This window comes from Pseudoduganella sp. R-34 (genome assembly GCF_049904655.1).
In the GTDB taxonomy this organism is placed as follows: Bacteria; Pseudomonadota; Gammaproteobacteria; order Burkholderiales; family Burkholderiaceae_D; genus Rugamonas.
In genome coordinates this window covers 728,436-749,526 of record NZ_CP184572.1, presented here as the reverse complement: position 1 = coordinate 749,526, position 21,091 = coordinate 728,436, and the positions used below count along the sequence as shown (strand labels likewise).

Genomic DNA, 21,091 nt, shown 5'->3' with positions numbered 1-21,091 from the left:
TGACGAATTCTTTACTTACTTAAAACCGGTAAACCGGTGTCAGACCCACTGGGTCCGACACCCGGTACGCGGCTGCCGCGGGCTCAGTGTCTGACCCTGCGGGTCAGACACTGCTTTACCGGTTTTAGTTGCGCTCGAGGTCGATATCGATACCCAGCGAGCGGATCTCTTTCACCAGCACGTTGAACGATTCCGGCATGCCGGCGTCGATCACGTGGTCGCCCTTGACGAGGTTTTCGTACACTTTGGTACGGCCGTTCACGTCGTCGGACTTCACGGTCAGCATTTCTTGCAGCACGTAGGACGCGCCGTACGCTTCCAGTGCCCACACCTCCATCTCACCGAAGCGCTGGCCGCCGAACTGGGCTTTACCGCCCAGAGGCTGCTGCGTCACCAGCGAGTAAGGACCGGTGGAACGGGCGTGCATCTTGTCGTCGACCAGGTGGTGCAGCTTCAGCATGTGCATCACGCCCACGGTGACTTTGCGCTCGAACGCTTCGCCGGTGCGGCCGTCGTACATGGTGACCTGGTTCTTGGACGGGGTCATGCCCAGGTGCTTGGCGATATCGTCCGGATACGCCAGGTCCAGCATGCGGCGGATTTCCGATTCGTGCGCGCCGTCGAACACCGGAGTCGCGAACGGCACACCCTTCTTCAGGTTGTATGCCAGCTTCATGATCTCGTCGTCGGACAGGGAAGCGATGTCTTCCTTGGCGCCGGACTCGTTGTACACGGTGGTCAGGTACTTGCGCATCTCTTCGACCTTGATCTGCGCTTGCAGCATTTCGCCGATACGGATGCCCAGGCCCTTCGCTGCCCAACCCAGGTGGGTTTCCAGGATCTGGCCAACGTTCATACGGGACGGAACGCCCAGTGGGTTCAGCACCACGTCTGCCGGGGTACCGTCAGCCATGTATGGCATGTCTTCCACCGGAACGATACGGGACACAACACCCTTGTTACCGTGGCGGCCTGCCATCTTGTCGCCGGACTGCAGGCGGCGTTTAACGGCCAGGTACACCTTGACCATCTTCTGCACGCCAGGCTGCAGTTCGTCGCCCTGGGTCAGCTTCTTGCGCTTCTCTTCGAAGGCCAGGTCGAACTGGTGGCGCTTCTCGGCGATGGATTCCTTGATGGCTTCCAGGGCTTTGGCCATGTCTTCGTCGGCAGGACGGATGTCGAACCAGTGGAACTTGTCCAGGTCGTCCAGGTAGTCCTTGGTGACCTTGGCGCCTTTGGCCAGCTTCTTCGGACCGCCGTTGACCACTTGGCCGATCATCATCTTTTCCAGACGCTGGAAGGCGTCGCCTTCCACGATACGCATCTGGTCGTTCAGGTCCAGGCGGTAGCGCTTCAGTTCATCGTCGATGATCTGCTGGGCGCGCTTGTCGCGTGGGATGCCTTCGCGGGTGAACACTTGCACGTCGATGACGGTACCAACCATGCCGGATGGAACGCGCAGCGAGGTGTCTTTCACGTCGGATGCTTTTTCGCCGAAGATCGCGCGCAGCAGCTTCTCTTCCGGGGTCAGCTGGGTTTCGCCTTTCGGGGTCACCTTACCGACCAGCACGTCGCCGGCTTGCACTTCAGCGCCGATGTACACGATGCCGGACTCGTCCAGGCGAGCCAGTTGGTTCTCTGCCAGGTTCGAAATATCGCGGGTGATTTCTTCCGCGCCCAGCTTGGTGTCACGGGCAACAACGGACAGTTCTTCGATGTGGATCGAGGTGTAACGGTCGTCTTTCACGACGTTTTCCGAGATCAGGATCGAGTCTTCGAAGTTCAGGCCGTTCCATGGCATGAAGGCCACGGTCATGTTCTGGCCCAGTGCCAGTTCGCCCAGGTCGGTCGATGCGCCGTCGGCGATCACGTCGCCCTTGGCCACACGGTCGCCCACTTTGACGATCGGACGCTGGTTGATGTTGGTGTTCTGGTTGGAACGGGTGTACTTGATCAGGTTGTAGATGTCCACACCGACTTCGCCAGCCTGTGCTTCTTCGTCGTTCACGCGGATCACGACGCGGCCCGCGTCGATGTAGTCCACCACGCCGCCGCGCAGGGCCTGCACGGTGGTGCCGGAGTCGACTGCCACGGTACGTTCGATACCGGTACCGACCAGCGCCTTTTCAGGACGCAGGCAAGGCACGGCCTGACGCTGCATGTTGGCGCCCATCAGTGCACGGTTCGCGTCATCGTGTTCCAGGAATGGAATCAGCGATGCTGCAACGGACACGATCTGGCCTGGCGCAACGTCCATGTACTGCACGCGCTCTGGGGAGACCAGAATGGTTTCGCCGGCTTCACGGGACGATACCAGTTCGTCGACCAGTTGGCCTTCTTCATTCACTTTGGCGTTTGCCTGGGCGATGATGTAGCGGCCTTCTTCGATCGCGGACAGGTAATCGATCTTGTCGGTCACCTTGCTGTTTTCAACTTTACGGTACGGGGTTTCCAGGAAGCCGTACTCGTTCAGGCGGGCGTACAGTGCCAGCGAGTTGATCAGACCAATGTTCGGGCCTTCAGGCGTTTCGATCGGGCACACACGGCCGTAGTGGGTCGGGTGAACGTCTCGCACCTCGAAGCCTGCGCGTTCGCGGGTCAGGCCGCCAGGGCCCAGGGCCGATACGCGGCGCTTGTGGGTGATTTCCGACAGCGGGTTGGTCTGGTCCATGAACTGCGACAGCTGGGACGAACCGAAGAACTCACGGATAGCAGCCGAGATCGGCTTGGAGTTGATCAGGTCGTGCGGCATCAGGTTGTCGGCTTCGGCCTGGCCCAGGCGTTCCTTGACGGCGCGCTCAACGCGCACCAGGCCGGCGCGGAACTGGTTCTCGGCCAGTTCGCCCACGCAACGTACGCGGCGGTTACCCAGGTGGTCGATATCGTCGACTTCGCCGCGGCCATTGCGCAGCTCAACCAGGATCTTGATCACGGCCAGCACGTCGTCGTTCGACAGGGTCATGGCGCCGGTCAGTTCGTCACGGCCGATACGGCGGTTGAACTTCATGCGGCCCACGGCGGACAGGTCGTAGCGGTCGGCGCTGTAGAACAGGCCGTTGAACAGGGCTTCCACCGACTCTTCGGTTGGCGGTTCGCCAGGACGCATCATGCGGTAGATCGCGATACGGGCTGCGGTCTGGTCGGCAGTGTCGTCGATACGCAGGGTCTGGGAGATGTAGCCGCCCTGGTCCAGGTCGTTGGTGTACAGGGTCTGGATCGCGGAGATATTGGCTTCGCGCAGCTTGCCCAGGGTGTCTTCGGTCAGCTCGTCGTTGGCCAGTGCCACCACTTCGCCGGTTTCCGGATCAACGATGTTCTTCGCCAGTACGCGGCCCAGCAGGTAGTCTTCCGGCACGGAGATGTGCTGGATGCCGGCTGCTTCGATTTCGCGCACGTGCTTGGCGTTGATACGCTTGTCCTTGGTGACGATGGTCTTGCCCGACTTCGGATCGACGATGTCGAAGCGCGCGACTTCACCGCGCAGGCGTTCGGACACGAACTCCATCTCCGCGCCTTCCGAACGCAGGTTGAAGTTGTCGAAGACGAAGAAGTTCGCCAGGATCTGTTCCGGGGTCATGCCGATCGCCTTCAGCAGGATCGATACCGGCATCTTGCGGCGGCGGTCGACGCGGAAGTACAGGATGTCTTTCGGGTCGAACTCGAAGTCCAGCCAGGAACCGCGGTAAGGAATGATACGTGCCGAGAACAGCAGCTTGCCGGACGAGTGGGTCTTGCCGCGGTCGTGCTCGAAGAACACGCCTGGCGAACGGTGCAGCTGGGATACGATGACACGCTCGGTACCATTGATCACGAACGAGCCGGTGGTCGTCATCAGGGGCAGTTCGCCCATGTAGACTTCCTGTTCCTTCATTTCCTTCACGACCGGCTTGGTTGGCGATTCCTTGTCCAGGATCACCAGGCGCACTTTGGCGCGCAGCGGGGAAGCGAAGGTCAGGCCGCGCAGTTGGCATTCCTTGACGTCGAACGCCGGGTCACCCAGGACGTAGGACAGGAATTCCAGACGGGCGAAGCCGTTGTGGGAAACGATTGGGAAGATCGACGTGAAAGCCGATTGCAGGCCTTCGTTCTTGCGGTTTGCAACGGGAGTGTGCTCTTGCAAGAAGTTCTCGTACGACTCGAGCTGGGTAGCCAGCAGGAACGGAACGTTGTGGACGTTGGCGCGTTTCGCAAAGGACTTGCGAATGCGTTTCTTCTCAGTAAATGAGTAGTGCATGGACACTCCGTGTGAGACAGGAAAAGGTAGAGAATTCAGCGTTGCGGGCGCGCTTCGCAAAGCTCAATTCACTAGAAAACAACAACTTCTACTTCAGAGACGACAAAGGAGCCAAGGGCGGACCCTCCCTTTCGGGAGAGATCCGCCGCATTGGCTTCCTAAACTAAGGCAGTTAACCCGCCTTGGTTCAATTACTTCAGGTCAGCTTTCGCGCCGGCTTCTTCCAGCTTCTTCTTAGCTGCTTCAGCGTCGGCCTTAGCCATTGCTTCTTTCACGGTCTTCGGTGCGCCGTCAACCAGGTCTTTGGCTTCTTTCAGGCCCAGACCGGTGATTTCGCGAACAGCCTTGATCACGCCAACTTTGTTAGCGCCGACTTCGGACAGAACCAGGTTGAATTCGGTTTGCTCTTCAGCAGCAGCTGCGCCGCCGGTTGCGCCGCCAGCGGCTGGAGCTGCCATTGCAGCTGCGGACACGCCGAACTTTTCTTCGAATGCCTTGACCAGTTCGTTCAGGTCCATTACGGACATTTCGGACACTGCGTTCAGGATGTCGTCTTTGGAAATTGCCATTTGAAACTCCTAATTTGTTTGTAGTACTACAGAATTGGTATTGACTAAGAAACGAGGCCAGCGATTAAGCAGCTTCGGTTTCTTTCTTGGCTGCCAGAGCAGCCAAGCCACGTGCAAAGCCCGACACCGGAGCCAGCATAACGCCCAACAGCTGCGAAATGAGGACTTCACGGGAAGGAATGCTCGCCAGTGCGGTAACGCCAGCTACGTCGAGCTGCTTACCTGCATAGTTACCAGCCTTCAGGACCAGTTTGTCGTTGGTTTTGGCGAAGTCGGCGAGGACTTTCGCTGCAGCAACAGCATCATCCGAGATCGAGTAGATCAGCGGACCGGTCATGGAGTCGGCCAGAGCGGCGAACTGCGTGCCTTCTACTGCACGACGTGCCAGGGTGTTCTTCAGAACACGGATGTACACGCCTTGCGCACGCGCATTAGCACGGAGTTTAGTCAAGTGACCAACCTGGATGCCACGGTACTCGGCCACAGCGATAGTTTGCGCAGTTGCTACTTTTGCGGAAACTTCGGCTACGACGGCCTTTTTGTCATTCAGATTGAGACCCACGGTCTTCTCCTTAAATAATGCTCGGCTTTCGCCTCGCATCGGTTCGAACAACGGCGTCCGAGGTTTAGGAGTCAAAAGGGACTACATAAACTTGTTCGGGATCACCATCTGCGTTGGGAGCTTTCACTATTAACCCAGAGCCTACCTGATGCTCCGAGCCCAACGGTCTTTGAAGGCATGGCGGCGGCAGAACCGCCGCCAACCCAAAGATCCGCCTCAACCTTCCGGCTGAGGACTTAATACTATTCAGTCGGTGCCAGGGGCCAACACGCTGCGCGTGTCAGCCACTGGCACCGAAGTGTAAAACTTAGCCGTTCAGGCCAGCGTGGTCTACGCGTACGCCAGCGCCCATGGTGGACGACAGGGATACTTTACGCAGGTACACGCCTTTGGACGAAGCTGGCTTAGCCTTGTTCAGGGCGTCGATCAGAGCAACCAGGTTGGTCTTCAGATCTGCGTCGCTGAACGACTTGCGGCCGATGGTCGCGTGGATGATACCTGCCTTGTCGGTACGGTACTGAACCTGACCGGCCTTGGCGTTCTTCACGGCGCCGGCCACGTCTGGAGTGACGGTGCCAACTTTCGGGTTAGGCATCAGGCCACGTGGGCCCAGGATCTGGCCCAGGGTACCAACGATACGCATGGTGTCTGGGGAAGCGATCACGATGTCGAAAGGCATGTCGCCGGCTTTGACGCGCTCAGCCAGGTCCTCCATACCAACGACGTCAGCGCCGGCAGCTTTAGCTTGCTCAGCCTTGTCGCCGGTTGCGAACACAGCAACGCGAACAGTCTTGCCGGTGCCAGCTGGCAGAACCACGGAACCACGCACAACCTGGTCGGACTTCTTAGGGTCCACGCCCAGTTGAACGGACACGTCGATGGATTCGTTGAACTTGGCGGTAGCCAGTTCTTTAACCAGGGCGACAGCGTTGTCGAAAGCGTACACTTTGGTACGGTCTACTTTAGCCTTGATGGCTTGAGCGCGCTTGGACAGTTTTGCCATGATTAGATGCCCTCTACGGTGATGCCCATGGAACGTGCGGAACCAGCGATGGTGCGAACAGCAGCATCCAGGTCGGCAGCGGTCAGGTCCGGGGTCTTCAGTTTAGCGATTTCTTCAGCTTGAGCGCGGGTCAGCTTGCCTACCTTGTCGGTATGTGGCTTGGACGAACCCTTTTGCACGCCGGAGTGCTTCTTGATCAGGAAGGTCGCTGGAGGGGTCTTCATCACGAAGGTGAAGGACTTGTCCGCGAACGCAGTGATCACGACTGGGATTGGCATGCCTGGTTCCATACCTTGGGTCTGCGCGTTGAACGCCTTGCAGAATTCCATGATGTTCAGACCGCGCTGGCCCAGTGCTGGACCGATTGGAGGGGATGGGTTTGCCTTACCAGCTGGAACTTGCAGCTTGATAAAGCCAATGATTTTCTTTGCCATTTGGGCACTTCCTATCGTTGGATTGAGTAGTAGCGCCCCGCACGCGGCGGGGCTCCTCTTGGTTTTGCCAGCTTAGACGCGCTGGCAGGCGATTTACCGCAAAACCGGCAAACCGGTGTCTGACCCAATGGGTCAGACACCGAACTACCGGTTTAGATCTTTTCGACCTGGCCGAACTCGAGTTCGACCGGAGTAGCGCGACCGAAGATGGTGACCGACACACGCACCTTGGATTTCTCGTAGTTGACTTCTTCCACGTTGCCGTTGAAGTCGGTGAACGGGCCATCCTTGATGCGGACTTGCTCGCCCACTTCGTACAGCACTTTTGGACGTGGCTTTTCCACGCCTTCCTGCATTTGCGTCATGATCTTTTCGATCTCGCGCGCAGGAATCGGGGTCGGCTTGTTCGACTTGCCGCCGATGAAGCCGGTCACCTTGCTGGTGTTCTTCACCAGGTGCCAGGTTTCGTCGGTCATTTCCATTTCCACCAGGACGTAGCCCGGGAAGAAGCGGCGCTCGGTAACGGACTTCTGGCCGTTACGAACCTCAACGACTTCTTCGGTCGGCACCAGGATCTGGCCGAACTGGTCTTGCATGCCGGCGCGCTCGACGCGCTCCATCAGGGCGCGCTGTACGCTTTTCTCCATGCCGGAGTAGGCGTGCACGACGTACCAGCGCTTGTTGCTGACTGGCGTCGACACTGCCTGCGCAGGCTCTTCCTTGCCTGGCTCGTCTTGTACAATTTCGCTCATTATTTCTTCCAACCCAGGATGAGGTCGTACAACACAAATTCGAGGATCTTATCCGTGCCCCAGAGGAAAATCGCCATGACCAGCACAAAGGCGAACACGATCAGAGTGATCTGACGGGCTTCCTTGTGGGTCGGCCAAACAACTTTCTTGGTCTCGCGAACGGATTCTTTCGCAAAATTCAGGAAATCACGGCCTGCAGCAGAGGTGTACGCGATGCCGGCGGAAATAAGCAAACCAACCACAAGCGCGGCTGCCCGCACCAGGGTTGGTTTACCGGTCAGGACGAAGAATCCGACCACGCCTGCAATCAACGCCACAACTGCCAACACGACTTTGAACTTATCGTTCGTCGTGCTAACGGTTTGCACGGATTGATTAGACATTTACTTTTTACTTTCGGTGCCCTGCACCAGATTCGGTGGCAGGGGCGGAGGGCATCGAACCCCCAACCTTCGGTTTTGGAGACCGACGCTCTGCCAATTGAGCTACGCCCCTACGTAAAACTTTACAGTGGAATCCGTAATTCTAGCACCCATCAGCGACGGGCGCTAGTCTTGGCTGGATTCTTTTCGACTACTTAGTCGATGATCTTGGCAACCACGCCGGCGCCAACGGTACGGCCGCCTTCGCGGATTGCGAAGCGCAGACCTTCTTCCATAGCGATCGGGGAGATCAGCTTCACGGTGATGGAGACGTTGTCGCCTGGCATAACCATTTCTTTGTCCGCTGGCAGCTCGATGGAGCCGGTCACGTCGGTGGTACGGAAGTAGAACTGTGGACGGTAGTTGTTGAAGAACGGGGTGTGACGGCCGCCTTCATCTTTCGACAGAACGTAGATCTCGCCGGTGAAGTGAGCGTGCGGCTTGATCGAGCCTGGCTTCGCCAGAACCTGACCACGCTGAACGTCTTCACGCTTGGTGCCGCGCAGCAGCAGACCAACGTTGTCGCCTGCCTGACCCTGGTCCAGCAGCTTGCGGAACATTTCCACGCCGGTGCAGGTGGTCTTGACGGTGTCAACGATACCAACGATTTCGATTTCTTCGCCGACCTTGATCACGCCGCGCTCAACACGACCGGTCACCACGGTGCCGCGGCCGGAGATCGAGAACACGTCTTCCACTGGCATCAGGAAGGTGCCGTCAACAGCGCGCTCTGGGGTTGGGATGTAGGAATCCAGTGCATCGGCCAGACGCATGATGCAGTCTTCGCCCATTTCGCCAGCAGCGCCTTCCAGGGCCATACGTGCCGAACCCTTGATGATTGGCAGGTCGTCGCCTGGGAATTCGTACTTGGACAGCAGCTCGCGCACTTCCATTTCGACCAGTTCCAGCAGTTCTGCGTCGTCAACCAGGTCGCACTTGTTCAGGAACACGATGATGTATGGAACGCCAACCTGACGTGCCAGCAGGATGTGCTCGCGGGTCTGTGGCATTGGGCCGTCAGCTGCGGAGCAAACCAGGATCGCGCCGTCCATCTGCGCAGCACCGGTAATCATGTTCTTGATGTAGTCGGCGTGGCCTGGGCAGTCAACGTGAGCGTAGTGACGGGTTGCGGTCTCGTACTCGACGTGGGCGGTGTTGATGGTAATGCCGCGTGCTTTTTCTTCTGGAGCAGCGTCGATCTGGTCGTAAGCTTTCGCTTCGCCGCCGAATTTCTTCGACAGGACGGTTGCGATAGCAGCGGTCAGGGTGGTCTTGCCATGGTCAACGTGACCGATGGTGCCAACGTTCACGTGCGGCTTAGTCCGCTCGAACTTTTCTTTTGCCATTTTAGACTCCTAACAAATGTTGAGTTGCTGGGCACGCGCCCGACTAATCAGATAGATACTGCAGAATTCTGGTGCCCTTGACGTGGATTGAACACGTGGCCTCTCCCTTACCAAGGGAGTGCTCTACCACTGAGCTACAAGGGCTTATTTTTACTACTGTGCTGCTTGGAGCGGGTGAAGGGAATCGAACCCTCGTCTTAAGCTTGGAAGGCTTCAGCTCTACCATTGAGCTACACCCGCGAGGTCCGACTTCTTTCGACTACAACTTCACTCAGCTTCCTGCATTTTGGTGGAGGGGACTGGATTCGAACCAGTGTACTCATAAGAGGGCAGATTTACAGTCTGCTGCCTTTAACCACTCGGCCACCCCTCCGCGAAGGAACCGCAGAGTATGAAGCAACTTTCTTACACTGTCAAGAACGTTATTTGCTTATTTCGCAAACGCTGCATGACGTGCGCTTCGGGGCGAGATTGTAATGGCTAGTCCTGCAAATTTGCAAGTGTTGTTTTTGGGTTGCACCGTTTGCTATAAAATCGGTCAACTTGTCCTGTGCCTCCGAGCGCTCATTCTGTGAAGAATACCTCTCCCGGCTGGCCGCAAACATTGGCCGCCAACCTGCTGATGCTGGCGGCTTACGCGGTCATCGGCCGCTTTTGCCTCTACCTGTCGCTGGCGCCCGGTTATGCCAGCCCGCTCTTCCTGCCGGCCGGGATTGCCCTGGCTGGCGTGGTCACCTTTGGCCCGCGCTTGCTGCCAGGGGTTGCGGTCGGCGCCCTGCTGATCAATTTCCTGCCCCTGCCGGGCGCGCCCAATCCGCTGCCCCTGCCACCGTTGCCGCAAGGACTGGCTGCGCTTGCCGCCGCTTTCGGCTCCGCCCTGCAAGCCTGGCTGGGCGGCCTGTATTTCCAGCGCGCCATCCGCCCGGAAATCGGCGCCGGCCGCGATGTGCTGCGCTTCCTGTTGCTGGCGGTTTGCGTCACGCTGGTGAGCAGTACGCTGTCCAATCTTGCGGCAGTTGCCGCCGGCGCCATTGCCCCAGCGGAGCTGCTGACAAGCTGGCTCACCTGGTGGATCGGCGATGCCATCGGCGTCCTGCTTGCGGCGCCGCTGTGCTGGGTGCTGTTCGGCCAGCCGCGCGCGCTGTGGCAGCGCCGCCGCCTGCTGGTGGGCGTGCCGCAACTGTTCCTGGTCACCCTGTGCGTCATGCTGTACGTGCTGGTGGCGCGCTGGGAAACCCGGCAGCACCTGGAAGGCTTCCGTCTCAAGGCGCAACAGGTAGGCGACTTGCTGCAGTCGCGCTTCAGCGAGCATGAGCGCTATGTCCTGGCCATGGCGCGCGCCATCAACCGCTATGGACGCGTGATGTCGGCGCAAGGCTTCGACAAGATTGCGCACGGTTACCTCGACCAGCGCCCTGAATTGCTGTCCATGGCCTGGTTGCGCCTCGTGTCGGAGGCGGAACGGCCGGCTTTCGAAACCTGGGCGCGCGATGCCATCGACCCCGATTTCCGCATGATCGCCCCCGCCACCGGTCCCGGCCACACGCACAGCCACGCCGCCTCCAAGCAGCCAGAGGTGCCGCCAGGCGACCACATGGTGACACTGTTCATCGAGCCTGCCGCGCGCCGCCATTACCAGGGCCTGGACTGGCTGGCCGAACCGGTACGCGCCCAAGCGGTGCATGAGGCGCTGCGTACCGGCAAGCCGGTCGCCAGCGCACCGGTGGCACTCTCCATGCCTGGCGAAGGCAGCGGCGTGGTCTTGCTGCAAGCCGTCGACCCGGGCGACGGCCAGCCGGCGGCGGGCATGCTGCTGCTGGCCATGCAGATCGACTCCTACGTCAACGGGGCGCTGGCCAACGCCGATTTCCCGCATATCCAGGCGCGCCTGGTGGATCGCAGCATGCCCGGCCCGACAACGCTGATCGACCAGCTGTCGCGCGCGCCGAACGACGAAGACTATTGGCGCAAGCTCAGCCTTGGCGGCCGCGACTACGAACTGGTGCTGGTTCCCTCGGCGGCCTACATGGTGCACCAGCATGGCTGGCAAAGCTGGCTGGTCCTGAGCGCGGGCCTGATGCTGACCGGCCTGCTCGGCGCCCTGATGCTGCTGACCAGCGGCGAACGCGCCCAGATCCAGCAACAGGTGAAAGAAAGCACGATACGCTTGCGCGAACGCGAAGCGCGCCTGCAGGCCATCCTCGACAAGGCGGCCGACGCCATCCTGACCATCGATGCCGAGGGCTTGCTGGTGTCTGCCAACGCGGCGGCCTGCCGCCTGTTTGGCTATCCGACGGAAGCGCTGTCGGGCATGCCGCTGGCGATCCTGCTGCCGGAAGCGGAAAGCGACAGCGCGGCGCGCCTGCTGCGCAATATCGCCGGCGGCGCCACCCACGAACACGAATCAAGCGGACGCCGGCACGATGGCAGCATCTTGCCGATTGCAATTTCAGTGAGCGAGGTCGAGCTCCCCGACGGCAATGTGTTCGTCGCCATCCTGCACGACCTGACCGAGCAGCAGCGCGCGCAGGAACGCATCTACAAGCTGGCCCACCACGATCCGCTGACCGGTCTGGATAACCGCCTGTCGCTCAACCTGCGCCTCGACCAGCTGCTGGCGCAAACCCGGCGCGCGAACGGCACGGCGGCAGTGATGTTCCTCGACCTCGATCACTTCAAGAAAATCAACGATACCCACGGCCACGCCACCGGAGACCAGTTGCTGGTGGCCGTGGCCGACCGCCTGCGCGACTTGCTGCGCGAAGTCGACACCATCGCCCGGCTGGGCGGCGATGAATTCATCGTGGTCACGGGCGGCAACGTGACGCCGGCCGAAGCGAGCCAGATTGCCGTGCGCATCGTGGCCGCCCTGGCCGAGCCGTTCCAGCTGACGGGCAAGACCATCCACACCGGCACCAGCGTCGGCGTGGCCATGTTCCCGCCCGATGGCCACGACAGCGCCACCCTGCTGCGCCATGCGGATACGGCGATGTATGCGGCCAAGAGCCAGGGCCGCGGCAACTTCCAGTTCTTCGAAGCGGCCATGAATGCCGCCACCCACGACCGGCTGATGATGGAGAACCGCCTGTGGCAGGCGCTGGAGCGCAAGGAATTCGAGCTTTACCTGCAGCCGCAGGTGGAACTGGCCACGCGCCGCGTGATCGGCGCGGAGGTGCTGCTGCGCTGGCACCATCCGGAGCTGGGCATGGTGGGCCCGGATCGCTTCATTCCGATCGCGGAAGAGTCGGGGCTGATCCTGCCGCTGGGGGAATGGGTGCTGCAGCAGACCGTTGGCCTGCTGCGACGCTGGGAAGGTTCGTTGCGGCTCGCGGTCAACCTGTCGGCGCGCCAGTGCCACGGCGGTGCGCTGTTGCCGCTGCTGGACCAGTTGCTGCGCGAGAGCGGGATTGATCCCTCCTTGCTGGAGCTGGAAATCACCGAATCGGCGGCGATGCAGGATCCGGAGCGTAGCCGCGAACTGTTGCGCGAGCTGCGGGCGCGCGGGATCAAGGTGGCGATCGATGATTTCGGGACCGGGTATTCGTCGCTCAGCTACCTGAAGTTGTTCGAGATCGACCGGATCAAGATCGACCGGGGGTTTGTGAAGGATATCGAGAGCGATCCGAATGATGCGGTGATCGTTACCGCGACCATCGGGCTGGCGCATGCGCTGGGGCTGGGGGTGGTGGCGGAGGGTGTTGAAACCGAGGCGCAGGTGGAATTCTTGCGCAGCAAGTATTGCAACGAGGCGCAGGGGTATCTGTTTGCGCGGCCGATGCCGGTTTCTGAGTTTGAGGCTCTTGCCGGGCGGCTGCCGGAGACCGCTTAAAACCGGTAAACCGGGGTCAGACCCGAAGGGTCAGACCCCCAACGGCTTCCCTGCCGCGGGGGTGGTTCCGGGCCTTTGACTTTTTGAGAAGGGTCTGACCCTTGGGTCGGACCCGGGTTTACCGGTTCTAGGGCGACAAGGCCGCCAACACCTGCGCCTTCAACGCCCGAATCAGCGAAGTCTCATCCGGCGGCACGCCTTCCGGCGCCGGCAGCGCCCGATCCGCATAGAACAAGCCAAGCTGCACGCCCTGCACCACCAGCGGCAGCACGATAAAGCTGCGCGCATCGGGCAACAGATCCAGATGCCACTTCGGCAGCAGGTCGCGGATCTTGGCCACATTCGCATCCGCGATCATCAAATCCGCATCGTTATCCAGCGCCAGGTGGAACAGATCCTTGCCCTGCAGCGGAAACACAAACCCCTCCAGGCGCAAGGCCCGCTTATCGCCCAGCGCGATACGCGCCCGGAACTGCCCCGTCTTCGCATCCTTCAGGCACACCGTCGCAAAGCGGAAGCCCATGCTGCGATACAAAGTCTCCAGCACCGCCTGCACCAGCTCATTGACGCGCGCCTTGCCCTCCACCCGCATCTCGGTCAGCTCCTGCACCCCCGCCAGCAGCTGTTCGCGTGCATCATACGGCTTGCCGCTCGGGTAAGCGCCCTCCTTCGCGCCCGCATCCAGGCTGGCCAGCGCCAGCACGCTCGGCAAGGTCCCCGCCGGTCCCGGCGCCTCGGCCGATTCCGCGTAAGGATCGCCCGGCTCACCGGCACTGCCGCCGGAAGCGCCATCCAGCTGCATGCTGTTCAACAAGGCATCCATGCTGCTGCGCGCGCGGGTCAGCACCGTGGTCACCTGCTCGCGCTCCAGCCCGAGCGCATTGCCGAAGCGCTGGTGCAGCAGCCGCACGTCGTCGGCAGCCGCGCCGCCCAGCCGGGTCAGTGCACGTGCCGCATCCATGCTGAAGTGCACCACCTGCCGTATCCACTCCGTGCGGTCCGCCGGTGGCCGCAAGGTGCTGCCATACAAGGGAGTCAACGAGCGGATGATCACATCGGGAATCTTCCATTCGCGCAGCACGGTCGCCGTCAAGGTGTCGTAGGTGCTGCCCAGGATCATTTGCGAAGCCTGGGCCTGCGAATGTTCGCCAGCCACGACCAGGGCATTGATTTCGCGGAAGCGCTCATGCTCGCGCGAGGCAATCAGCAACGGCCCCAGGTTCTTGAACAACGCGCCGATGGCCGCTTCTTCCGCCTTCTGGTAAGGGCTGTAGCGCGCCAGTTCACGCCCCACCAGGCTGGCGCACAGCGCTGCTTCGAGCTCGACCCGCACGCTTTGCGCATGCTTGCTGTTGGCCATGGTGTCGACCAGCAGCATGGCCAGCGCCGTGGTTTTCACGTTATCGAAACCAAGCAGCGAAATTGCATGGGAAATTGTGGTTACCGGCGCCCCCGACGCCTGGCGGTACTGCGGCGTATTGGCCAGGCGCAGGATCTTCTGCGTCAGCGCGACGTCGGACAGCACGTGGTAGGCCAGGCTTTGCGTGCCCTGGTCGTCCGAGTCAGCCATTTGCACTACGCGCGCGATCGACACGCCAAGCGCAAACAAGCCCTCGTCGTCGCTGCATAGCTTTTTCAGCAGGTAGGCGCGGACCGGGCGTTCTTCTGGTGGATGGGAGCTCATAGCCCATTGTAGCCCCAGCGGCTATCAGATCGCGACGCGCACCCCGGCTTCGCGCCGCGCGGCGGGACGGATGTTGTATTTCTTCAATATGTCCTGGTGCAGGCCGGCCAGCGCGTTCAGCTTGTCGTTGGCAGGATCAAGGCGGCGCACCGTGGCCACCAGCGCCAGCGCATGGCGCCCGAGGGCATCGTCCCAGCCTTCGTTTTCCAGGCATTTCAGGATGGCGACCGCCGCGTTGAAGGCCACCTGCGAGTTGTCCGGCAGCTTGGCCACGGCTTCCAGCATCAGGTCGACCGCACCGCGGAAATCGCCCTTCTTGGCCAGCGCCGCGCCGGCGGCCACCATCTCGCCGACCTCGTTGCGGCTTTCGTCGGCCAAGCGCTGGCCCAACTCGGCATGGCCGCTCTTTTCCATCATGCGCATGGCGCGCTCCATGGCGCCCGGCGTGGCGGAGTTGCGCATGACGTCACGCATCACTTCCGTCGCCTGCTCCTCCTTGCCCACCTCCAGGCAGGTGCGCGCCAGTTCCATCTTCATTTCATTCGACAGGCCGCTGGCCGTGCGCACGCCCGTCACTGCATAGTCCAGCGAGGCATTCATGCGCGCCACGTTGCCGGTGAATTCATGCAGCGCGGCCGAGGCGATGGCGCTGCACACGTCGGCGTTGGGCGTGCCCGACAGCGACTTGTCGAGGTCGCGGATCACGGCGGCAGCCTGCACCGGGTCGCCCTTCTTGACCAGGGTTTGCGCCAGCCTGGCATGGTCTTCCGGCGTGCGGAACTCGGAATAGCGGGTCTTGCTGACCACCTGCTTGAAAGCGCGCTCGGCGCCATCGACGTCGCCCGCCTCCAGCGCCACTTCGCCCAGCCGCCGCAGGCGGCGCACCGCGTGCGGCGACAGTTCAACCGCATTGGCCAGTACGGCTTGCGCTGCCGCCGGGTCGCCATTTGCTTCATGCGTGCGCGCCAGCCAGTCGTAGGCATCGAGGAAGCGGGTATTCCTGCCCAGCAGGTCTTCCAGCATGGCGCGCGCTTCATCGTAGCGGCTGCGCAGGTACAGGGTCTTGGCCTGGCCCAGCCGTGCCCAGGGTACCTGGCGGCTGTTCCACAGTTCGGCATACAGCGGTTCCGCCAGGTCCGGTTCGCCGGCCTGGATGTGCATTTCGGCGCGCAGGCGGCGAAAGTCCATGGCAAAGCGCGGCTGCGCTTCCTCGCCTTCCTCGCAAGCTTCGATCGCTGCGCGCAAATCGCCCATGTCGATCAACTGGTACACCGGCAGCAAGGCGTTGCGCCGGTCGAGCGCGCGCCAGATGCGCTCCAGCATGGCATCGGCTGCGAAAGGCTTGAGGATGTAATCGTTGGGCATCAGCTCGGCGGCGCTGACTACCTTGCTGAACTCGCCTTCGCCGGTGACCATGAAGAACATGGTGGAGGCATTGACCAGGCGGTGGTGGCGCAGGTCTTCCAGCATTTGCTGGCCATCCTGGCCGCCTTCCAGGGCGTATTCGCACAGGACCAGGTCGTAGATCCGGGTTTCCAGCGCGCGGATGGCCTGGTTGGAACTGGCGGCATCGTCAATACGCACCAAACCGCACAAGCTCAGCATATTGTGCAAGCTGGCGCGCATGCTGGGGTTGGGCTCGATGACCAGCGCTGTCAGGCCCTTCAGTTCATTCATGGCTTTCGGCGTAGGACAAGAGCGAGGGCTGTCCTTATTTTAGCGCTTGCACGCTGCATGCCGTGAACTTTGGTGAGAATGAAGGTGGCAGCGCGGCGCGGCTGCCACAGTCGGGTTGCCTCAGCGGGTTTTGCTCAGGACTGGCCCAGGCCCGGGTTGCGTTCAACCACGTCGTTCAGGGCTGCCACCACCTCGGGATCGAACTGGGTGCCGGAACGGTCACGGATGTAGGTCATGACTTCCGGATACGGCCACGGCTCCTTGTACGGACGTTCGTGCAGCAAGGAATCGAAGACATCGACCACGGCCACGATACGCGCCGACAAAGGAATCTGCTTGCCCTTGAGCTGGTTCGGGTAGCCGCCGCCATCCCAGTGCTCATGGTGGCCGCCGGCGATTTCCGCGCCGTAAGTCAGGTAGCTGACGCCATCGACCATATTGGCTGCACGCTCCAGCACGCTGCGCCCGACAGCAGCATGGGTTTGCATCAGCGCACGCTCGTCGTCGGTGTGGGGCCCAGGCTTCAGCAGGATATGGTCCGGGGTGGCGACCTTGCCCACGTCATGCAGGATCGAAGCGAGGCCGATCATGTCGACCAGTTGCGGGGTCAGCTCGTCATCGTAGATGCCGCGCTCTTTCATGCGTGCCGCGATAGCCGAGGACAGCTGCTGCACGCGCCGCACATGGCCGCCGGTGCAGCCGTCGCGGAATTCGGCCAGGTCGGCCAGCGCCACCACCGTGGCCTCCTGCGCCTTGCGCAGCTGGCCGAACATGTACAGGTTGTCGAAGGCAGCGGCGATACGCTCGCAGAACACTTCCAGCAGGTCGCGCTGGATCTGGGCCAGCGGCCAGGGCGGCGTCACCGAAATCAGCACGTCGCGGCTCTCCTGGGTATGGATGAACAGCACATTGGCCGGGTGTTCGAACTGGCTTTTCTTTTCCTTGAACGCCTTCTGGATGGTCGGCCACAGCGGATGGCTTTCCGGCATCTGTTCCTTTTCCGCCAGCGGCGCATAACCGCCGGTCGCCGCCACCACAGTCGTGTCGCCGGTGTCGACCTGCATCAGGCACAGCACGCCGTCCGCACCCACGTCGAGGATGGCCGACACCTGGTTCAGTACGCCCGACGCGAATTCGCGCAACGAATGGATCTGGTACAGGTTGGTCGCGCCGGCCAGGATCTTGCCCAGGCCGATGCGCGAACGCTCCAGCATGTTCAGGCTTTCATAGGCCCGCAGGGCCGAGATCACGGTGGTGAACAGCTTCTGCGTGGTCAGCTCGGTCTTGGCCTTGTAATCGTTGATGTCGTATTCGATGATGACGCGCTGTTCCGGCGCCTGGCCCGGCTGGCCGGTGCGCAGCACCACGCGCACGATGGAATTGTGCAGCTCCTCACGGATGCGGCGCGCCAGCAGCAGGCCGGCATCGTCGGTCTCCATCACCACGTCGAGCAATACCAGGGCGATGTCCGGCGTGTCGCGCAGGATCTCGAATGCCTCGCGGCCGCTGTAGGCCGAGAACAACTCCAGCTCGCGCCCCTTGAAACTGACATTGCGCAGCGCCAGGCGGGTTACCGCATGCACGTCCTGGTCGTCGTCCACAATCAGCACGCGCCACAGCCGCTGTTCAGGGGATCCGGCCGATGGCGTTGGCTTTTCTTCTTCGTCTTCTTCGAGCAGCCAGTTGTCATCGACGGCTTGAGGGTCCGCCATGAAGTCTCCTTGATCAAAATGCGCTAATCTTTACATCCAGCATAATCAGATTTGACTTGGCTAGCAATTAAAAATTGCCCGCTCGTAAATCGCTTTGCACTCTGATACGCTTTGACAACACAGATTTTGCTAAAGGAAAAAACCATGCAAGTTACTGCGCAAGAAGACGCGAGCCAAGGCAAGGAATTCCTGGCATTCAAGCTGGGTTCCGAAGAGTACGGCATCGATATCCTGAAAGTGCAAGAGATCCGCGGTTACGAAGCGGTAACCCGCATCGCCAATGCGCCCGAATTCATCAAGGGCGTGATCAACTTGCGCGGCATCATCATCCCGGTAGTGGACATGCGCATCAAGTTCAAGCTGGGCGAGCCGGTGTATGACCAGTTTACGGTGGTCATCATCCTCAACATCAATGGCCGCGTGGTGGGCATGGTAGTGGACTCGGTCTCCGACGTGACCACGCTGACACCCGAGCAGATCAAGCCGGCGCCGGACATGGGCACCGCCTTCAGCTCCGAATACATGATCGGCCTCGGCACGATCGACGAGCGCATGCTGATCCTGGTGGACATCTACCGCCTGATGGCCAGCCCTGAAATGGGCCTGAGCGAAACGCTGACCGCCGGCGCAGCTTAAAAGACAAAAGTCGGGGTCAGGTCTGGCAATCCGCCACATTTTTCGCATCGCGAAAAATGTGGCGGATTGCCAGACCTGACCCCGACTTTCATTTGTGCGTACAGCCGTTTTGGCCGGCGCCGAGGTTCAGGTTCTGGTAGCGAATTTCGTATTTGCCGTTCGATAGCTGGTCGACTACCAGCTTGTCGTGCGGCTGCACGTAGGCGTAGCGCACATTTGAGCGGCGCTCGAGGTCGTACACCTTGATGAAGACCGGGGCGGCGTTGGCACTGTTGTCCAGCGTCAGCTGCATGTCTTCGCCCTTGTTCCCGACCGGGAAACCTTCCACGTAGCCGGACTGGACCGGCCATGGTTCGCCGTTCGGCGCGACTGATGGGGCAACCTCGGCCTCGCAATCGACCGCGGCGCCGGGCAGCACTACCTGCGACAGGGCCAGCACCTTAATCGGCGGTGCTGCTGCAGCAGAGACCGACGGTTCCGGCGAGTATGGCTTGGCGACGGCCCAGCCATCGTCGGGGGTGACTTTTTCTACCCGCGGCGGGTGGATTTTCGGGGTGGCGGCGGCAGTGGCGGTCAATTCGGCAGGAGGCTTGCCGCCCCAGGCGCCGGCCAACACGCTGGACATGGCGCGCGGCTCGGTCACCGTCAGCACCCCGCCCAGCCAGCCGGCTGCGGCGGCGCCGCCCACCGTGCCCCAGAAGCGCCAGGACTTCAGCACCCGGCGCCGGCGCGGCAGGTCAAGCTGGTCGGACCAGCCCGGCTCATGCGCCGGCTCGTGCCTGGTGCTCTCCAGCCATTCGATTTCCCATTCTTCCTGGGTGATCCACTCGTCGTGCTCCTTGCGGCGTTGCGGATCGGACAAGGTGCCATAGGCCGTGTTGACGATCGCCATGATGCGGGCCGCCTTCTCATCCCCGGGATTCTTGTCAGGATGATATTTCTGGCTCAGGGCCTTGTAAGCAGCACGTATGACTTCCTGTGGCGCGCCACGCGCTACCTTGAGGTTGTCATAGTGAGTATGTATCTTTCCCATCTCTCAATCATATTACAAACGGTGGCTGCGGTCGCTACGCAGCAATTGACCCGGCAATTCAATGCCATGGCCAATCACCAGCACCTTGAACAATTCTCCCATTTCGGCTGGAGAAAGCAATTTCTGCAGTGCGTTAGCGTGCGGCAGGTAATTCAGGGCGTCAGCCGGGTCGAAACGCTGCATCAGCTCACCGATGCCGGCGCCGATCAGGAAGCCGGCCTGGCTGTTATATGCCATGACGTCGGCGCCCGCGTCCTGCGCCGCCAGCGCCATCGCCGTGAAGTCGACGTGGGCGGTGATGTCCTGCAGGCCTGGCAGGTAGAACGGTTCCGCGTGGGCGTGGTGGCGGTAGTGGCACATCAGGGTGCCGGTGGCGCGGTCGCCCAGGTAGTATTCGCGCGCCGGGAAGCCATAATCAAACAGGAAGGCGGCGCCTTTGCCTTTTGCAAGCATGGCGGCCAGCGTGGCCATGAAGCTGCAGCCGGCGCCGTGCACTTCGGTCACATAGCCGACCGGCAGCGCTTTCGTATCAGGAACCTGGCGCTCGATCTGCGACTGCAGCGCGGCGTCGGCCGCCACCGGGCGCCAGGCGAAGCATGCGCCGCCTGCCTCGTCGGCATCGGCGGCCACGTGCAGCGACTGCCAGCCGCTGTCGGCCAGGGTGATCACGTCGACCGGCATGGCATCCAGCACTTCGTTGCCGAATACCGCGCCTTCAAACGATTCCGGCAGGGCATCCAGCCAGCGCACCTGCGGGAAGGCGCGCAGCAGCTCTTGCTGGCGGGCGCGCAGTTCGCCGGAGAGTTCGACGATGGAATAGCTTTCGACCACGATGCCGGCTTGCGCCGCCTCGGTCAGGATATCCCTCGCCAGCTTGCCCGTTCCAGCGCCGAATTCAAGGATATGCGGCGCGCTTTGGTCCATAATAGCGGCTGCAACATGCGCCAGCGACTGCCCGAACAGGGCGCTCAGCTCGGGTGCGGTTGTAAAATCGCCATCCTTGCCCAGCTTGGCGGCGCCGCCGCTGTAATAGCCCAGGCCGGGCGCATACAGCGCCAGCTCCATGAAGCGGGAGAACGGAATGGCGCCGCCTTGCCGCGCGATGTCGTCGGCAATCAGGCGCTGCAGGGCTTGGGACGCGGCCAGCGCGTCGGGGGAAGGTGCTGGTAAAGACATGCCGGCATTGTAGCGGTTCAGC

General features: G+C 61.4%; 15 protein-coding genes and 4 tRNA genes. 2 read left to right on the top strand and 17 right to left on the bottom strand.

Going from position 1 to position 21,091, the window contains the following annotated elements:
• Positions 1 to 124 precede the first annotated feature (124 nt).
• The 12 genes from rpoB to ACN9MW_RS03480 form a co-directional block, all read right to left on the bottom strand.
• Complete coding sequence (gene rpoB, locus ACN9MW_RS03535; protein WP_426167617.1) at positions 125 to 4,234, bottom strand: DNA-directed RNA polymerase subunit beta; 4,110 nt, start codon at positions 4,232 to 4,234, stop codon at positions 125 to 127.
• Positions 4,235 to 4,425: 191 nt separating this feature from the next.
• Positions 4,426 to 4,803, bottom strand: coding sequence for a 50S ribosomal protein L7/L12 (gene rplL / locus ACN9MW_RS03530; protein ID WP_155452697.1), 378 nt, complete (start codon positions 4,801 to 4,803; stop codon positions 4,426 to 4,428).
• Positions 4,804 to 4,867: 64 nt separating this feature from the next.
• Positions 4,868 to 5,365, bottom strand: coding sequence for a 50S ribosomal protein L10 (gene rplJ, locus ACN9MW_RS03525; RefSeq protein WP_028103002.1), 498 nt, complete (start codon positions 5,363 to 5,365; stop codon positions 4,868 to 4,870).
• Between the two features lie 307 nt (positions 5,366 to 5,672).
• Positions 5,673 to 6,368: a 50S ribosomal protein L1 gene (gene rplA / locus ACN9MW_RS03520; protein ID WP_130316657.1), complete on the bottom strand. Its 696-nt coding sequence runs from the start codon at positions 6,366 to 6,368 to the stop codon at positions 5,673 to 5,675.
• A 2-nt stretch (positions 6,369 to 6,370) separates the two neighbouring features.
• On the bottom strand, positions 6,371 to 6,802 hold the full coding sequence (gene rplK, locus ACN9MW_RS03515; RefSeq protein ID WP_130316656.1) for a 50S ribosomal protein L11: 432 nt from the start codon (positions 6,800 to 6,802) through the stop codon (positions 6,371 to 6,373).
• Between the two features lie 152 nt (positions 6,803 to 6,954).
• Positions 6,955 to 7,554, bottom strand: coding sequence for a transcription termination/antitermination protein NusG (nusG, locus tag ACN9MW_RS03510; RefSeq protein WP_426167614.1), 600 nt, complete (start codon positions 7,552 to 7,554; stop codon positions 6,955 to 6,957).
• Positions 7,554 to 7,937 (bottom strand): preprotein translocase subunit SecE, encoded by a 384-nt coding sequence (gene secE / locus ACN9MW_RS03505; RefSeq protein WP_090436079.1) that lies wholly within the window; start codon positions 7,935 to 7,937, stop codon positions 7,554 to 7,556. Before secE ends, nusG begins: the two co-directional genes overlap by 1 nt.
• A gap of 36 nt (positions 7,938 to 7,973) precedes the next feature.
• Positions 7,974 to 8,049, bottom strand: a tRNA-Trp gene (locus ACN9MW_RS03500).
• A gap of 82 nt (positions 8,050 to 8,131) precedes the next feature.
• The gene (tuf, locus tag ACN9MW_RS03495) at positions 8,132 to 9,322 is read right to left on the bottom strand and encodes an elongation factor Tu (protein WP_426167612.1); all 1,191 of its coding nucleotides are present in this window, start codon (positions 9,320 to 9,322) and stop codon (positions 8,132 to 8,134) included.
• Positions 9,323 to 9,391: 69 nt separating this feature from the next.
• Positions 9,392 to 9,466, bottom strand: a tRNA-Thr gene (locus ACN9MW_RS03490).
• A gap of 22 nt (positions 9,467 to 9,488) precedes the next feature.
• Positions 9,489 to 9,562, bottom strand: a tRNA-Gly gene (locus ACN9MW_RS03485).
• A gap of 47 nt (positions 9,563 to 9,609) precedes the next feature.
• Positions 9,610 to 9,695 (bottom strand) — tRNA-Tyr (locus tag ACN9MW_RS03480).
• Positions 9,696 to 9,893: 198 nt separating this feature from the next.
• On the opposite strand from ACN9MW_RS03480, the gene ACN9MW_RS03475 reads away from it, so the two are divergent.
• Positions 9,894 to 13,151: an EAL domain-containing protein gene (locus tag ACN9MW_RS03475; protein WP_426167610.1), complete on the top strand. Its 3,258-nt coding sequence runs from the start codon at positions 9,894 to 9,896 to the stop codon at positions 13,149 to 13,151.
• Positions 13,152 to 13,278: 127 nt separating this feature from the next.
• Here the strand turns inward: ACN9MW_RS03475 and ACN9MW_RS03470 are convergent, their stop codons facing one another.
• From ACN9MW_RS03470 to ACN9MW_RS03460, 3 genes are all read right to left on the bottom strand, one after another.
• The gene (locus ACN9MW_RS03470) at positions 13,279 to 14,835 is read right to left on the bottom strand and encodes an HDOD domain-containing protein (RefSeq protein ID WP_426167608.1); all 1,557 of its coding nucleotides are present in this window, start codon (positions 14,833 to 14,835) and stop codon (positions 13,279 to 13,281) included.
• 24 nt (positions 14,836 to 14,859) lie between these two features.
• Positions 14,860 to 16,512, bottom strand: coding sequence for a tetratricopeptide repeat protein (locus tag ACN9MW_RS03465; protein ID WP_426167606.1), 1,653 nt, complete (start codon positions 16,510 to 16,512; stop codon positions 14,860 to 14,862).
• Between the two features lie 134 nt (positions 16,513 to 16,646).
• Complete coding sequence (locus ACN9MW_RS03460) at positions 16,647 to 18,224, bottom strand: DUF3369 domain-containing protein (protein ID WP_426167604.1); 1,578 nt, start codon at positions 18,222 to 18,224, stop codon at positions 16,647 to 16,649.
• 144 nt (positions 18,225 to 18,368) lie between these two features.
• On the opposite strand from ACN9MW_RS03460, the gene ACN9MW_RS03455 reads away from it, so the two are divergent.
• Entirely contained in the window at positions 18,369 to 18,860 is a 492-nt protein-coding gene (locus tag ACN9MW_RS03455) for a chemotaxis protein CheW (protein WP_426167602.1), read from the top strand.
• 88 nt (positions 18,861 to 18,948) lie between these two features.
• Here the strand turns inward: ACN9MW_RS03455 and ACN9MW_RS03450 are convergent, their stop codons facing one another.
• Both ACN9MW_RS03450 and ACN9MW_RS03445 read right to left on the bottom strand, forming a co-directional pair.
• On the bottom strand, positions 18,949 to 19,893 hold the full coding sequence (locus ACN9MW_RS03450; RefSeq protein ID WP_426167600.1) for a J domain-containing protein: 945 nt from the start codon (positions 19,891 to 19,893) through the stop codon (positions 18,949 to 18,951).
• 12 nt (positions 19,894 to 19,905) lie between these two features.
• Positions 19,906 to 21,069 (bottom strand): class I SAM-dependent methyltransferase, encoded by a 1,164-nt coding sequence (locus ACN9MW_RS03445; protein WP_426167598.1) that lies wholly within the window; start codon positions 21,067 to 21,069, stop codon positions 19,906 to 19,908.
• Between the last annotated feature and the right edge of the window lie 22 nt (positions 21,070 to 21,091).